At 65.0% G+C, this 14,666-nt stretch carries 10 protein-coding genes and 2 pseudogenes; 6 read left to right on the forward strand and 6 right to left on the reverse strand.

The annotated features are described in order from the left end of the window. Window positions 1-260: 260 nt before the first annotated feature. Window positions 261-557, forward strand: coding sequence for a hypothetical protein (locus AB4083_RS14820; RefSeq protein ID WP_441608851.1), 297 nt, complete (start codon window positions 261-263; stop codon window positions 555-557). A gap of 84 nt (window positions 558-641) precedes the next feature. Here AB4083_RS14820 and AB4083_RS14825 read toward each other — a convergent pair. Beyond that, window positions 642-2,114, reverse strand: a pseudogene (locus AB4083_RS14825) (DNA translocase FtsK); the annotation flags it as partial. 726 nt (window positions 2,115-2,840) lie between these two features. After that, a pseudogene (locus AB4083_RS14830) lies at window positions 2,841-3,182 on the reverse strand (DNA translocase FtsK 4TM domain-containing protein); the annotation flags it as partial. A 216-nt stretch (window positions 3,183-3,398) separates the two neighbouring features. Between AB4083_RS14830 and dinD the strand changes: the two are divergent. After that, a complete protein-coding gene (dinD, locus tag AB4083_RS14835; RefSeq protein WP_441608852.1) occupies window positions 3,399-4,247 on the forward strand; it encodes a DNA damage-inducible protein D in 849 nt (282 codons plus the stop codon). A gap of 20 nt (window positions 4,248-4,267) precedes the next feature. Here dinD and mnmE read toward each other — a convergent pair whose 3' ends face one another. The 4 genes from mnmE to rpmH all read right to left on the reverse strand — a co-directional run bounded on the left by mnmE (window position 4,268) and on the right by rpmH (window position 8,019). Beyond that, window positions 4,268-5,611: a tRNA uridine-5-carboxymethylaminomethyl(34) synthesis GTPase MnmE gene (gene mnmE / locus AB4083_RS14840; protein WP_441608853.1), complete on the reverse strand. Its 1,344-nt coding sequence runs from the start codon at window positions 5,609-5,611 to the stop codon at window positions 4,268-4,270. 58 nt (window positions 5,612-5,669) lie between these two features. After that, window positions 5,670-7,394 (reverse strand): membrane protein insertase YidC, encoded by a 1,725-nt coding sequence (gene yidC / locus AB4083_RS14845; protein ID WP_441608854.1) that lies wholly within the window; start codon window positions 7,392-7,394, stop codon window positions 5,670-5,672. A gap of 96 nt (window positions 7,395-7,490) precedes the next feature. After that, a complete protein-coding gene (gene rnpA / locus AB4083_RS14850) occupies window positions 7,491-7,868 on the reverse strand; it encodes a ribonuclease P protein component (RefSeq protein ID WP_441608855.1) in 378 nt (125 codons plus the stop codon). 13 nt (window positions 7,869-7,881) lie between these two features. Then, entirely contained in the window at window positions 7,882-8,019 is a 138-nt protein-coding gene (rpmH, locus tag AB4083_RS14855) for a 50S ribosomal protein L34 (protein WP_441608856.1), read from the reverse strand. Window positions 8,020-8,223: 204 nt separating this feature from the next. Here rpmH and dnaA point away from each other — a divergent pair, with 204 nt between their 5' ends. The 4 genes from dnaA to gyrB all read left to right on the forward strand — a co-directional run bounded on the left by dnaA (window position 8,224) and on the right by gyrB (window position 14,606). Continuing rightward, window positions 8,224-9,579, forward strand: coding sequence for a chromosomal replication initiator protein DnaA (gene dnaA / locus AB4083_RS14860; RefSeq protein WP_441608857.1), 1,356 nt, complete (start codon window positions 8,224-8,226; stop codon window positions 9,577-9,579). Between the two features lie 253 nt (window positions 9,580-9,832). Next, entirely contained in the window at window positions 9,833-10,933 is a 1,101-nt protein-coding gene (dnaN, locus tag AB4083_RS14865) for a DNA polymerase III subunit beta (protein WP_441608858.1), read from the forward strand. Window positions 10,934-11,030: 97 nt separating this feature from the next. Then, window positions 11,031-12,125 carry a DNA replication/repair protein RecF gene (recF, locus tag AB4083_RS14870; protein ID WP_441608859.1) on the forward strand — a complete coding sequence of 365 codons (1,095 nt, stop codon included), beginning with the start codon at window positions 11,031-11,033 and terminating at the stop codon, window positions 12,123-12,125. A gap of 66 nt (window positions 12,126-12,191) precedes the next feature. Further along, entirely contained in the window at window positions 12,192-14,606 is a 2,415-nt protein-coding gene (gene gyrB / locus AB4083_RS14875; protein ID WP_441608860.1) for a DNA topoisomerase (ATP-hydrolyzing) subunit B, read from the forward strand. Window positions 14,607-14,666 lie beyond the last annotated feature (60 nt).

Raw genomic sequence — 14,666 nt, forward strand, 5'->3', positions numbered from 1 at the left:
GCCCACATCGCGGACACGGTTGAAGAACCGCGGCCTAAGAGTTTTCGCAGGAATTATTCCGAGCCGTCCTACCCGGCACGTCGCCCTGCGCGACGGCGAAAACGGCTGACGCCGCAACCCACTTCATCAATCAAGCCGCCCGGCGCCCAAGCATTGGGCCGTCGGTGAATCCTCGAGTCCGTAAGGTCGGCGGCACGTCGAGCTGTTGGCGGCGTGCCGTTTTAGGAAACGAAGATGCGGCGCATGGCAAGGAGCTGCTTATGAACACCTTTGGCGAACCGTGGATCACCCGCCACGCGAATTATTTTTCCGACCCCGATGCGGGGCCGGATGCGTTGTTGAACGATGCCACCGAGTGGCTGCGGTACGCGCACAACGCGATTCAACTGCTGGCTGAGCTGGTTCATGAACGCGGCAAGATAGATAAGAAGCGCTTGCCGATCATGCTTGAAAGCATCGGTGCGTTTATCGACATGGGCGCGCGCTGCGCGACGCAGGCGCATCTGCGCATGCAGTGGCAGCAGGTACAGCATGAGACGGCACAACCCTCGGCGTAGGTTGGGGTGAGCCAACGGCGACTGCGAAGGCAGGATGCCGTTGGCTCACCCCAACCTACGCTTGCTTCATGGAGACGCGTGATTTCATTCCGACGGCGCTGGCGCAAGCACATCGCGCTGGCCGTTGATCCCCATCGACGACACCAGTCCCGCCGCCTCCATCGCTTCCACCAGTCGCGCCGCACGGTTGTAGCCGATGCGAAACTGGCGCTGCACGAAGGAGATCGACGCGCGACGCGTACGCAGCACGAAGGCGGCGGCCTCGTCGTAGAGCGGATCGAGTTCGGCGTCTGCGCCATCCTCGGTGAACAGTTCACCGCTGCCGCCTTCACCGGGCGGACCGGCAAGAATCTCGTCCTTGTAATCCGGCTCACCGTACTGCTTCAGATGCGCAACCACCCGATGCACTTCCTCGTCCGCGACAAACGCGCCATGGATGCGCTGCGGATAACCCGTGCCCGGCGGCAGGAACAGCATGTCGCCCTGGCCGAGCAGGCTCTCCGCACCCATCTGGTCGAGGATGGTGCGCGAGTCGATCTTCGAGGACACCTGGAAGGCGACGCGGGTGGGGATGTTCGCCTTGATCAAGCCGGTGATCACGTCCACCGACGGTCGCTGCGTGGCAAGGATCAAATGGATGCCTGCCGCGCGCGCCTTCTGCGCCAGGCGCGCAATCAGTTCCTCGATCTTCTTGCCGGCGACCATCATCAGGTCGGCCAGCTCGTCGATCACCACCACGATCATCGGCAGCGTATCGAGCGTTTCGGGGATTTCCGGATGCGCGGGAAACGGATTGAGCAACGGCCGGCCCGCAGCGCGTGCTTCGCGCACCTTATGGTTGTAGCCGGCAAGGTTGCGCACGCGCAGGTCGGACATCACGCGGTAGCGGTTTTCCATTTCGCCCACGCACCAGGCCAACGCATTGGCGGCGAGCTTCATATCGGTGACCACCGGCGCCAGCAGATGCGGAATGCCCTCGTAGACCGAAAGCTCCAGCATCTTCGGGTCGATCATGATCATGCGCACGTCGTCGGGCGTGGCCTTGTACAGCATCGACAGGATCATCGCGTTCACCGCCACCGACTTGCCGGAGCCGGTGGTGCCGGCCACCAGCATGTGCGGTGCGCGCGCTAGGTCGGCCACCACCGGTTCGCCGGTGATGCCCTTGCCCATGGCCAGGGTGAGCAGCGAATCGGCGCCGCGGTATTCGCGCGAGTCGAGGATCTCCGACAAGGCGATCATCTGGCGCTGCTCGTTCGGCAACTCCAGGCCCATGCAGGTCTTGCCGGGGATCGTTTCGACCACTCGGATCGAGGTGCGGCCGAGTCCGCGCGCGAGGTCCTTCATCAGCGCGACGATCTGGTTGCCGCGCACGCCGACGGCGGGTTCGACTTCGAAGCGGGTGATGACCGGGCCGGCGGAAGCGCCGACCACACTCACCGGCACCTTGAATTCGCGCAGGCGCTGTTCGATCAGTTCGCCGGTTTCGGTGAGTTGGGTTTCGCTGACTGCATCGGAGCTTTGCGGCGGCGAGGCGAGCAGGGAAAGCGGAGGGAGCAGGACGTTGGTGCGTGTACGCGATGCAGGCGCTACCGGAGTGGCGGCAACGGCAGCAGGCTCATCGTCGTTGGCGGCGAAGCGGTGGGGCGAGGCGGATGCGGTGTGAGAGACCTGGGGCGCGGGAGCGAAGCTGGGCAAGTCTTCGGTCGTGTCGACCAGTGCCGGCTCGGCCGCTGCAGGTTCGACGAACACCGGCTCCGGTATCACGGTCTCCGTCAGCGGGATGCTCGTCGGCACGATCGTGACGGGCGCCGGTTCGATCGCTGCGGATGCATGTATGCGCGCGTGCACGGGTTGCGGATCGATTGCAGCTTGAACGCGCGCATGTACCGGCGGCTCACTCACGCTGCCGCGTTCGGCAGCCGCCGCCATCGCCGCGGCGATGCGCCCCGTGGAAACGCGCGGTGCCGCTACCGGCGCGACGCGAGGCTGTCTCCATGCTTCGCGGATCACCGGCTCGACGGCGGAGAACTTCGTGCGTTGCGCATCCATGTTGGCCGACGATGCGCGCTCCATCACCGGCGCGGGCGGGCTCGCTGACGCAGCAGCCGGACGACGCGCAGCCTTCTGCGCCCGACGCCGTGTCGCCGGCGTCGCACCCGCACGGCGCACCGCACCGCCGCGCTGACGGCGGGCCGGAAGACGGATGCCACGCCACGCAAGCAAGCGCTCGATCATGCCGGCGATGCCATCGACTTTCGACGACGTCCCCGCGAACAGCGCGCGCCACGACAGGCCGGGATACCAGCGCAACGCCACCGCAAGGACCGCCAGCATCAGCAGCGCCGTGACCGCCGCGCCGAACACCGAAGAGAGGCCGCCGGCCAGCGCCCTGCACACCACGCCGCCAGCCGCCGGATCGTCCGTGTAATGCGCCACGACCAGCCCTTCGAGCGTGGCGCTCGCAAGCAGCACCAGCAAACCGCCCAGCGCATAGCGAATCGTGCCTTCACCACCCACCGGCCGCGCGCGGCCTTTGGCGACGAGGGCGCGTAGCGCGCGCCAGAACAGGGGAATCAACCAGAGAGTGGACAGCCCGAAGGCGCCGAAGAAAAGAGTAAGCATGCCTGCGTATCGACCGAAACAGCGCCCCGCAAACTCAGCATGTTAGCGCCAACGCGTCATTCGCTGTACTAGGAGATGCGATAAGCGGTTGTTGTGTCGAGCACCGCGCAATAGGGCGAAGTCTTACTGTGGTGCCTTTCGCAGGTTGCTGGCGCGGGCCATTGATTATGATTCGACCGAACAGGCGCCGTAGCGCTGCATGACGGGGGACTCTCCATGGCACTTCCCGCGGGACCAAAGCAGGGCAAGACCTTTGAAGAGATTCGTCACGTCGCCGAAGACGGTGCCGAGTACTGGCGCGCTCGCCAGCTGGCGGTAGTGCTGGAGTACTCGCAGTACCGCAACTTCCAGCCAGTGATCGAGAGGGCAATAGAAGCTTGTAAAAACAGTAGCTTGAGTCCTCGGGACCATTTTGCGCAAATCCACACAATGGTCGAAATCGGCTCAGGCGGGCAGCGCCGAATCGAGGATTGGAAGCTCTCGCGCTATGCCTGCTATCTGATTGTCCAGAACGGCGATCCGTCCAAAGCCGTGATTGCTCAGGGCCAAACCTATTTCGCCGTACAAGCCCGGCGCCAGGAGATATCGGATTCCGAGCAGTTCGAACGCTTAAGCGAAGAAGATCGGCGACTGGTGCTGCGCTCGGAGATGACGCATCACAATAGAGCCCTCGTCGTCGCGGCCAAGGGAGCCGGCGTGGAAACAGCGCTCGACTACGCCATCTTCCAAGACCATGGCTACAAAGGCTTGTACGGTGGACTGGGCGCCAAGGACATCCATCAGCACAAGCGACTGAAGAAGAGTCAGAAAATCCTGGACCATATGGGCAGCACCGAACTGGCGGCCAATCTCTTTCGAGCCACCCAGGCCGAAGAGAAGATTTGGCGAGATCGGATTCAGGGCAAGTCGCAAGCCAACCAGGCTCACCACGATGTGGGCCGAAAAGTAAGGAAGACCATCCAGGAGCTCGGCGGCACGATGCCGGAGGCTCTACCGGTCCCCGACAAGGGGATTCCTCAACTGGAACGGGAGCGGGCCAAGCGCCTCAAGAAAGACGGCGATTAGCATGCGTCCTGCGTTTGTTTTCACTTCCCGATGCAGAACGAACTGAAGATCGCCCCCAGCAGATCGTCGCTGCTGTAGGTGCCGGTGATGTCGCCCAGCGCATGCTGCGCGTGGCGCAGTTCCTCGGCGGCGAGTTCGCCGGCGTGCACGTCGAGCAGTACGGCGGCGGTGCGGTCCAGATGTTCGGCGACGAGTTCGAGCGCGAGCACATGGCGGCGGCGCGCGCTGAACGCACCTTCGCCGCTGCCGGCGCCGGCCAGGCGCTTGAGGTGGTCGCGCAGTACGTCGAGGCCGTCGCCGGTCCTGACGGAGGCCCAGAGCCACCAGGTGTCGGCGCGCATCTCGCTGTGCGACGGACGCGGGTCCAGATCGATCTTGTTCACCAGCACGATGCGTTCGACATCGGCGCGCACATCGGCGAACAGTTGCTGGTCCTGCTCCGCGCCGGCGGCATCGGTGACCAGCAGGGCGACATCGGCGCGGGTCAGTTCGTGGCGCGCGCGGCGTACGCCTTCGCGCTCCACCGGGTCGTCGGTGTCGCGCAGGCCGGCGGTGTCGGCCAGTTCCAGTGCGACGCCGTCGAGATCGAGGTTTTCGCGCAGCACGTCGCGCGTGGTGCCGGCAATGTCGGTGACGATGGCGCGGTCGCTGCCGGCGAGCGCGTTGAGCAGGCTGGATTTGCCGGCGTTCGGGCGGCCGATGATGGCGACACGCAGGCCGTCGGTGAGGCGCACGCCGCGCTGGGTTTCACGCAGCAGCTCGGCCAGTTGTTCGCGCAATGACTTGAGCTTGCGGGCGATCGCCGGATCGGCGAGGAAGTCGATTTCCTCTTCGGGGAAGTCGATCGCCGCTTCGATATGCACGCGCAGGGCGATCAGCGCCTGCAGCAACGCATCCACGCGGCGCGAGAACACGCCTTCCATCGAACGCAGCGCGGCGCGCGCGCCGGCTTGCGAACCGGCGGCGATCAGATCGGCCACCGCTTCGGCCTGCGCCAGATCGAGCTTGCCGTTGAGGAAGGCGCGTTCGGTGAATTCGCCGGGGCGGGCCAGGCGCGCGCCGAGTTCGCACACGCGGCGCAGCAGCGTATCGAGCAGCACGGCGTTGCCGTGGCCTTGCAGTTCCAGCACGTGTTCGCCGGTGTACGAGGCCGGGGCGGGGAAGTAGAGCAGCAGGCCGCGGTCGATCAATTCGCCGGCCACATCGCGGAACGCGGCGAAATGCGCGTGGCGCGGCGTGGCTTCCCGACCTAGCAACACGTGCGCGATCGCCGGCACCGCCGGCCCCGACACGCGCAGCACGCCGACGCCGGCTGCTCCGGCGGCGCTGGCGATGGCGGCAATGGTGTCGGCGACGTGGCTCATGCTCGGGATTATCTTCGCCGCAAAAAGAAAAGGCCGCTTGCGCGGCCTCTTCTTTTTATCAGGCGGTCTTGGCCTTGTGCTCGGCCTGGTCCACCTGGCGGGTGATGAACCACTGCTGCGCCAGGCTGGTCGCGCCGTTGATCACCCAGTACAGCACCAGGCCGGAGGGGAAGAAGGCGAACAGCACGGCGAACAGGATCGGCATCACCTTCATCATCTTGGCCTGGGTCGGATCCATGCCGGTGGTGGGGGTGAGCCACTGCGTGCCCAGCATCACCAGCACATAGATCGCCGGCAGCACGAAGAACGGATCGGGCGCGGACAGGTCGTGGATCCAGCCGAAGAACGGCGCCTGGCGCAGTTCGACGCTTTCCATCAGCACGCGGTACAGGCCGAGGAAGACGGGGAAGGTGACCAGGATCGGCAGGCAGCCGGCCATCGGGTTCACCTTCTCCTTCTTGTACAGCTCCATCATCGCCTGCTGCATCTTCATCTTGTCGTCGCCATAGCGCTCCTTGAGCGCGGTGACGCGAGGCTGCAGCTTGCGCATGCGCGCGCCGGAGCGGAACTGTGCGGCGGTGAGCTTCCACAGCGCGGCCTTCAGCAGCAGCACCAGCAGGATGATCGCCACGCCCCAGTTGCCGCTGATCCCGTGCAGCTTGGACAGCAGCCAGTGCAGCGGCTGCGAGATGACGGTGAGCCAGCCGTAGTTGGTCGACAGCTCCAGGCCCGGCGCGACCTGGTCGAGCGTGCCCTGCAGCTTCGGACCGAGGTACAGGCGCGAGCCGGCGATGGCGCTCTGGCCCGGCGCGACGGTGAGCGAGGGGCCGACCGTGCGGATCAGGTAGTACGGCTGTGCCGTATCCGGATTGACGATGCTGGTGGAGTAGCCGTTCGCTTCCTGTGCCGGCGGGATCCACGCGACCACGAAGTAATGCTGCAGCATCGCAGCCCAGCCGCCGGTGATCGGGCGGTTGAGCGGCTTCTTCTGGTAGTCGGTGAAAGCCAGGGTCTCGAACTTGTCCTGCGGGCTATACCAGCCGGCGCCGAAGAAGCTGTGCGCGGCCGGATCGGTGTAGTTCTGCAGCCAGCTGCGGTTGTTCGGCTGGCCGGCGCGCTGCAGCTGCTCGTAGGCATTGCCCTGCCAGGCGACGGCGCTGCCGTTCTCGATCTTCTGCTGCATCGAGACGTCGTAGCTGCCGCGCTTGAGTGTGTAGCTCTTGGTGACCTTGAAGCCCGCGGCGTCGTGCCAGCTGAGGTCGACCTTCAGCTCGTTCTGGCCTTCGGCGAGCTGGTAGGCGCTCTGCGCGCTCTCGAACACCGACAGGTGCGTCGGCGCGACCGAGGCGCCATTGCCCTGCGCGCTGGCCAGGCCGCTCTGCGCCGCGAAGTAGTGTTCGGGCTGCTCGTCGAGCAGACGCACCGGCGCGGGGCTTGGGTCCTTCTTGGTGACCGGCTCCGACGGGTAGTGCAGCAGCTCGGAGCGCACCACGCTGCCGCCGCGGGTATCGACGGTGAGGCGCAGCACGTCGCTGCTGATGGTGATCAGCTGGGCCTTGGCTTCGGTCGCGCTGCCGCCAGTAGCGGGCACCGCGGCCGCACCGGCACTGGAGCTTGCGGTGGGGACATTGCCGCCGTTGTCGGCGGAAGGCACCGCGGCGCTGCTGGCGCTTGCCACCGGCGCGGGGGCCGGCTTCGGGCTGTAGTCCTTGTCCCAGGCCATCCACAGCAGATAAGCCACGGCCAGCAGGGCAAAGGTGAGGAACGTGCGCGTTTGATTCATCGCGTGACAGATCCGGTGAGCGCCGCGGCTGCGAGCCGCAGAGAGGAAGGCAGGAAGAAGGTCAACGCGCGATTGTGCCGGCCGCGTCGCCCGGCTTCAATGTGAGTCGGCCTTGGATATGGGCCCGGACTTCTGCGAAACCAGCTTCTTCCACAGATGATCGATGTCGGCGAGCAGTTCGGGACCGGGCAGGCCGTTGGCGTGGTCACGCGCCATCACCAGCAGATCGACGGCCGGAAGCTGGGCGCGGATGCGCCGGAAGGATTCGCGCAGCAGGCGCTTGATGCGATTGCGCTCGACAGCGCGCTTGGACACGCGCTTGGAGATGGCCAGTCCGAGCCGGGCCTGGCCGAGCCCGTTGTCCCTGTAGCGCACAGAAAAACAGCGGCCGCCGAGGCGGCCGCTGGCATTGCGCATCGCGGCGAAGTCACCGGCGCGACGGATCCGCGCCTCGCGCGGCAGTCCGGCACGCATGCAGGCGCTCCGCTTACGGGATCAGGTGCTTGCGGCCCTTGGCACGACGGGCGTTCAGGATCTTGCGACCGTCGGCCGTGGCCATACGGGCACGAAAGCCGTGCGTGCGGGCGCGCTTGAGCTTGCTGGGCTGGAAGGTCCGCTTCGACATGGCTTCCTCCTCTTGGGTAGGTGAATAAAAGGTTGGAAATTATGCCGGGCGCAGAAGCGAGATGTCAAACACCCGCTGCATCGGGGGTTTGCGTATCCTGTGGATAATTGTGTGGATAGGCGCTGGCCGAGAACCGCCAAGCTGCTGTTAGACTTCTCGGTCCACCCCGCGCGCAAGCGCCCCTGCTGTGGCTGAAGAATACCCATGAGTGATCTGTGGCGGCGCTGTCTGGAGCGTCTCGAAGGCGAATTGAGCGCCGAGGACCTGCACACCTGGCTGATGCCGCTGCAGGCTCGCGACGACACCATGGGTCTGCAGTTGTTCGCGCCGAATCCCTACACCCTGGACACCGTGCGCCAGCGCTATCTGCCGCGCATCGAGGCGATGCTCCACCAGCTCACCGGTCACGAGCTGTCGGTGCGCCTGGAAGTAGGTTCGAGCGCCGCCCGCGTGCCGGCGCGTCCGGCTTCGTCGATGGCGCGCCCCGCGCCGGTGCCCGCCGTGGCAGAGCCGACGCCGATCCAGCCACCCGCGCCGTTCGGCCATAACCTGGACCCGCACTACACCTTCGAAACCTTCGTCGAGGGCAAGTCGAACCAGTTGGGCAAGGCCGCCGCGATGCAGGTGGCGATGAACCCGGGCCGCGCCTACAACCCGCTGCTGCTGTACGGCGGCACCGGCCTGGGCAAAACCCATTTGATGCACGCCGCCGGCAACCTGATGCGCGAGCGCAATCCGAACTTCAAGGTGCTGTACCTGCGCTCGGAGCAATTTGTCGGCTCGATGATCGAGGCGCTGCGCACCAAGAGCATGGACGAGTTCAAGCGGCGCTTCCGCTCGGTCGACGCGCTGCTGATCGACGACATCCAGTTCTTCGCCGGCAAGGACACCACGCAGGAAGAGTTCTTCCACACCTTCAACGCGCTGTTCGAATCCAAGCAGCAGATCATCCTTACCTGCGACCGCTATCCGAAGGAAGTGGACAAGCTCGAGCCGCGGCTGAAGTCGCGCCTGGGCTGGGGCCTGTCGGTGGCGATCGAGCCGCCGGACTTCGAAACGCGCGCAGCGATCCTGCTGGCTAAGGCTCAAGAGAAGGGCGTGGCGGTAAGCGAGAACGTGGCGATGCTGCTGGCCAAGCGCATCCGTTCCAACGTGCGCGACCTCGAAGGCGCGCTCAACACGCTGGCCGCGCGCGCCAACTTCTACGGCAAGCCGATCACCACCGAGTTCGCCGAAGAGACGCTGCGCGACCTGTTGGCGACGCATGCGCAGGCGGTGACGGTGCCGAACATCCAGAAGACGGTGGCGGACTACTACCAGGTGCGCCTGCAGGATCTGCTGTCCAAGCGGCGCGTGCGTTCGCTGGCGCGGCCGCGGCAGATGGCGATGTCTCTGTCCAAGGAACTGACCGAGCACAGCCTGCCGGAGATCGGCGAGGCGTTCGGCGGGCGCGATCACACCACCGTGCTGCACGCCTGCCGCACCATCAAGAAGCTGTGCGAGACCGATACGCGCATGCGGCAGGACTGGGAACAGCTGATCCGCATCCTCACCGGTTGATGAAATCGAGGCTGGTGGGGATAAGCGCTTGAAAAGGGAGGGTGGAAGCTGTGGATAATAGGTGGACGTAAGCCGGCCCCCCAGTTATCCACAATCGACCCACATGCTGCGGGCCTGTTCGAGCACACCGCCTTGTTTGATTAAGTGTTTGATTTACAAGTGGAAAAACGAGTTTTCAAGTTATCCACGGCACCTACTACCACCACAGAACTTCTTTTAAAAACAGAACAGCAGGTTTAGGGGAAGCGCCTACATGCAATTCAGCATCCAACGAGAAGCTCTGCTCAAGCCGCTGCAACAGGTCGTCGGCGTAGTCGAGCGTCGCCAGACCCTGCCTGTACTCGCGAACCTGCTGGTCAAGGTCGGCGACGGCAAGCTTTCGCTGACGGGCACCGATCTCGAAGTCGAGATGGTCGCCACCACGCCAGCCGATAAGCTGGTGGACGGCGAGATCACCATTCCAGCGCGCAAGTTGTTCGATATCGTGCGTGCGCTTCCGGACGGCGCGCAGATCGACTTGAAGCTCAACGGCGACCGCATCGCGCTGAACGCAGGTCGCAGCCGCTTCACGCTGGCCACCTTGCCGGCGACCGAGTTCCCCACTATCGACGAGATCGAGCTGGTGGAACGGGTGAGCCTGCCGGAAGAGGTGCTGCGCGACCTGATGGAGCGCACCGCGTTCGCTATGGCGAATCAGGACGTGCGCTACTACTTGAACGGCATGCTGCTGGATCTGCAGGAGCACACCCTGCGTTGCGTGGCCACCGACGGCCATCGCCTGGCGCTTAAGGAAACCAAGCTGGACAGTAAGGTTTCCACCCGCCGCCAGATCATCATTCCGCGCAAGGGCGTCAACGAGCTGATCGGCTTGTTCGAGACCGGCGACGGCCAGGTGGAACTGGAGTTCGGACGCAACCATCTGCGCGTGCGTCGCGGCGACGTGGTGTTTACCTCGAAGCTGATCGATGGCCGATTCCCGGACTACGAAGCGGTGATTCCGCTCGGTGCGGACAAGTCGGCCACGCTGGATCGCGAAGTGCTGCGCAGTGCGCTGCAGCGTGCGGCGATCCTTTCGAACGAGAAGTACCGCGGCGTGAAGCTGGAACTGTCGTCGGGCAAGCTGCGCATCGTCGCGCACAATCCCGAGCAGGAAGAAGCCGTGGAAGAACTGGAAGCGGAAACCGTCGTTTCCGATCTCGCTGTGGGCTTCAACGTCGGCTATCTGCTCGATGCGCTTTCCGCGCTGCGCGGCGAACGGGCTCGCTTGAATCTGCGCGACGCGCAATCGAGCTGCCTGGTGCAGGAAGACGATAGTGAAGAGGCACGGCACGTGATCATGCCGTTGCGCCTCTGATGGCGAAAGCGAGGCGGGCCGATCAGGCCAGCACGCGAGCCAGCAACGCCGGAGCCGTCGCAAGACGCTCCGGCGTTCTTGCTTCTGGGCTTCTGCCATGAGGCTGGAGCGTCTGCGGATTCGCGGCTTGCGCTGTCTGGCCGAGGCTGATGTCGAGCTGGGAGAGGGCATTCATGCCTTCATCGGGGCCAATGGGGCAGGGAAGACCAGCGTGCTGGAGGCAGCGTTCCTGCTTTCCCATGGAAGATCTTTCCGTAGCGGAGCAGCCAGGGAAGTCTTGCTGCAGCGAGGCGCTTCGGCGCTGTCGGTGTTTGGCGAGATCCGCCACCTGGATGGTCGGATCGGACGGGTAGGTCTTGGGCGAGAGGGTGCGCGTTGGGAAGCACGCCTGGACGGACGGACCGCAAGCCTCGGCGAGGTGGTCAGCGAATGCGCCGTCGTGTGCTTCGAGCCCGGCTCGCACGCATTGATCGCTGGCGGGGCGGAGGAGCGGCGCCGCTACCTGGATTGGGGTGTGTTTCACGTGGAACACGAGTTTCTGTTGGCTTGGCGGCGCTACCAACGAGCCTTAAAGCAGCGAAACAGCCTGTTGCGCGCCGCAGGAGCCATCGCCGCGGAGCTGTTTCTCTCCTGGGAGGCCGAGCTTTCCCAGATGGGGGAGCGAATCCACCTGATGCGGAGTCGTTACCTCGACCAGTTGCTCCCCCATCTGGAGCAAACCATTGGAGGCCTGTTGCCTGAGCTTGGGGCGATCCAGCTCCGTTATCGGCGGGGCTGGCCGGAGGAACGAGATCTGGCGGAGGTGCTGGCGGAGCAGCGAGATCGGGATCTTTCCCGCGGACATACCACCCAGGGCGTGCACCGCGCCGACTGGTCCATCAGCTTCGAGCATGCCCCTTTGCGGGAGCACCTGTCCCGTGGGCAGGAGAAACTCACCGCGCTCGGCTGCCTGTTAGCCCAGGCCGCCTTGTTCGCCGGCCAGAAGGGGGAGTGGCCCGTGGTCTGTCTCGACGACCTGGCCTCCGAACTCGACCTCGCCCATCAGACGGCCGTGGTGAAGCAGTTGTCCGGGGTCGGTGCCCAGGTGCTGGTTACGGGAACCGAGCTCCCAGCGCCGTTACAGGGCCTCTCAGCGCATGTGTTCCACGTGGAACAAGGGAAAGTCGCTGCGCCTGCTATAATTACCCCTTAGTGTCCCTGCTCCGGCTCTCAGGCGCCGTGCCGGGCAGGGCAGCTGGCGCCAGGAAACGATCAAGGCATGAATTCTTCCTACGATTCGAGCAACATCAAGGTACTCAAAGGTCTTGAAGCGGTGCGCAAGCGCCCCGGTATGTACATCGGCGACACCGATGACGGCACGGGCCTGCACCACATGGTGTTCGAAGTCGTCGACAACTCGATCGACGAAGCCCTGGCCGGCCATTGCGACCACGTCATCGTGACCATCCATGAGGATGGCTCGGTCAGCGTCAGCGACAACGGCCGTGGCATCCCGGTGGGCATCCATCCAGAAGAAGGCCGTTCCACCGCGGAAGTGGTGATGACTGTCCTCCACGCCGGCGGCAAGTTCGACGACAACTCCTACAAGGTGTCGGGCGGCCTGCATGGCGTGGGCGTGTCCGTGGTGAACGCGCTCAGCGCCCACCTCTGGCTGACGATCTACCGCGAGGGCCAGGAGCATCAGCAGGAATACGCCATGGGCGAGCCGCTGTACCCGGTCAAGGTGGTGGCTCCCTCGTCCAAGCACGGCACCACGGTTCGTTTCCTGCCCAGCACGCAAACCTTCTCCGACGTCGAGTTCCATTACGAGATCCTGGCCAAGCGCCTGCGCGAACTGGCCTTCCTCAACTCCGGCGTCACGATCGACCTGAAGGACGAGCGCGGCGAAGGCCGCCACGACACATTCGCCTACGAGGGCGGCATTCGTTCCTTCGTGCAGCATCTGGCGCAGCTCAAGACCGCGCTCCATCCGAACGTGATCAACCTCAGCGCGATGCAGGACGGCGTTTCGGTGGAGCTGGCGATGCAGTGGACCGACTCCTACCAGGAGACGATGTTCTGCTTCACCAACAACATTCCGCAGCGTGACGGCGGCACCCACCTCACCGGTTTCCGTGCCGCGCTGACGCGCTCGCTGCAGGGTTACATCGAGAAGTCCGGCCTGGCCAAGAACGCCAAGGTCGCCCTGTCCGGCGACGACATGCGCGAAGGCCTGATCGCCGTGCTGTCGGTGAAGGTGTCGGATCCGAAGTTCTCCTCGCAGACCAAGGACAAGCTGGTTTCCTCCGAGGTGAAGACCGCGGTGGAGCAGGCCGTCAACGAGAAGCTGGGCGAGTTCCTGCTGGAGCACCCGAACGAAGCCAAGGCGATCGCCTCCAAGGTGGTCGACGCGGCCCGCGCCCGCGAGGCGGCGCGCAAGGCGCGCGAGATGACCCGCCGCAAGGGTGCGCTGGATATCGCCGGCTTGCCGGGCAAGCTGGCCGATTGCCAGGAGAAGGATCCCGCGTTGTGCGAGCTGTTCCTGGTCGAGGGTGACTCCGCCGGCGGTTCGGCCAAGCAGGGCCGCAACCGCAAGACCCAGGCCGTGCTGCCGCTGAAGGGCAAGATCCTCAACGTCGAGAAGGCGCGCTTCGACAAGATGCTGTCCTCGGCCGAGGTCGGCACCCTGATCACCGCGCTGGGCACCGGCATCGGCAAGGAGGAGTACAACCCGGACAAGCTGCGCTACCACCGCATCGTCATCATGACCGACGCGGACGTGGACGGCTCGCACATCCGCACCCTGCTGCTGACGTTCTTCTATCGCCAGATGCCCGAGCTGATCGAGCGCGGCCACATCTATATCGGCTTGCCGCCGCTGTACAAGGTGAAGCAGGGCAAGCACGAGCAGTACCTGAAGGACGACGCGGCGCTCAACACCTACCTGATCGCCAGCGCCGTCGATAATGCCGAGCTGACCTACAGCCCGGACGCGCCGCCGATCACCGGGGAAGCACTGGAAAAGCTGCTGCGCGATTACCAGTCGGCGCTGGACCAGATCGAACGCCTCGGCCATCGCTTCGACGCCAATGTGCTCACCGCCTTCCTCGAGCACGCGCCGGTGGAAGCCGCACTGTGGGCCGATCCGGCCGCGATGCAGGCGTGGCTGGATGCCGCGGCCAAGCGTCTGGCCTCCAGCGGGCTGGGCAAGCCGCGTTACCGCCTGGCCCTGCGCCCGGCGGTGGACGAGCAGCCGGCGGCGATCGAAGTGGTGCGCGACCAGCACGGCCTCAGCCACACCTGGCTGCTGCCGCAGCCGTTCTTCGCCGGCTCGGAGTTCCGTCCGATCCTGCACGCCAGCCAGCAGATGGCCGGCCTGGTGCAGGCGGATGCAGTGGTCCGTCGCGGCAATGCCTCGCGCGGCGTGCTCAGCTTTGCCGACGTGCGCGGCTGGCTGCTGGACGAAGCGAAGAAGGGCCGCACCATCCAGCGCTTCAAGGGCCTGGGCGAAATGAATCCGGAGCAGCTGTGGGAAACCACGGTGAACCCGGAGACGCGCCGCATGCTGCAGGTGGGCATCGAAGACGCCTTCGTGGCGGACCAGATGTTCTCGATGCTGATGGGCGAGGCGGTCGAGCCGCGTCGCGAGTTCATCGAGGCGAATGCGCTTAAGGTCGCGAACCTCGATATCTGAGGTTCAAGCGCCGGCCAGGAGGGCCTGCCTTGCTCGTCTTCGGACGACGCATGCAGGCCC

It is taken from the genome of Dyella sp. 2RAB6, from assembly GCF_052115385.1.
GTDB lineage: Bacteria > Pseudomonadota > Gammaproteobacteria > Xanthomonadales > Rhodanobacteraceae > Dyella_D.

Excerpts from the sequence above, each read along its gene's own strand:
- AB4083_RS14820 (WP_441608851.1), top strand. The coding sequence starts at position 261 with ATGAACACCTTTGGCGAACCGTGGATCACCCGCCACGCGAATTATTTT.
- dinD (WP_441608852.1), top strand. The coding sequence starts at position 3,399 with ATGGCACTTCCCGCGGGACCAAAGCAGGGCAAGACCTTTGAAGAGATT.
- mnmE (WP_441608853.1), bottom strand. The coding sequence starts at position 5,611 with ATGAGCCACGTCGCCGACACCATTGCCGCCATCGCCAGCGCCGCCGGA.
- yidC (WP_441608854.1), bottom strand. The coding sequence starts at position 7,394 with ATGAATCAAACGCGCACGTTCCTCACCTTTGCCCTGCTGGCCGTGGCT.
- rnpA (WP_441608855.1), bottom strand. The coding sequence starts at position 7,868 with ATGCGTGCCGGACTGCCGCGCGAGGCGCGGATCCGTCGCGCCGGTGAC.
- rpmH (WP_441608856.1), bottom strand. The coding sequence starts at position 8,019 with ATGTCGAAGCGGACCTTCCAGCCCAGCAAGCTCAAGCGCGCCCGCACG.
- dnaA (WP_441608857.1), top strand. The coding sequence starts at position 8,224 with ATGAGTGATCTGTGGCGGCGCTGTCTGGAGCGTCTCGAAGGCGAATTG.
- dnaN (WP_441608858.1), top strand. The coding sequence starts at position 9,833 with ATGCAATTCAGCATCCAACGAGAAGCTCTGCTCAAGCCGCTGCAACAG.
- recF (WP_441608859.1), top strand. The coding sequence starts at position 11,031 with ATGAGGCTGGAGCGTCTGCGGATTCGCGGCTTGCGCTGTCTGGCCGAG.
- gyrB (WP_441608860.1), top strand. The coding sequence starts at position 12,192 with ATGAATTCTTCCTACGATTCGAGCAACATCAAGGTACTCAAAGGTCTT.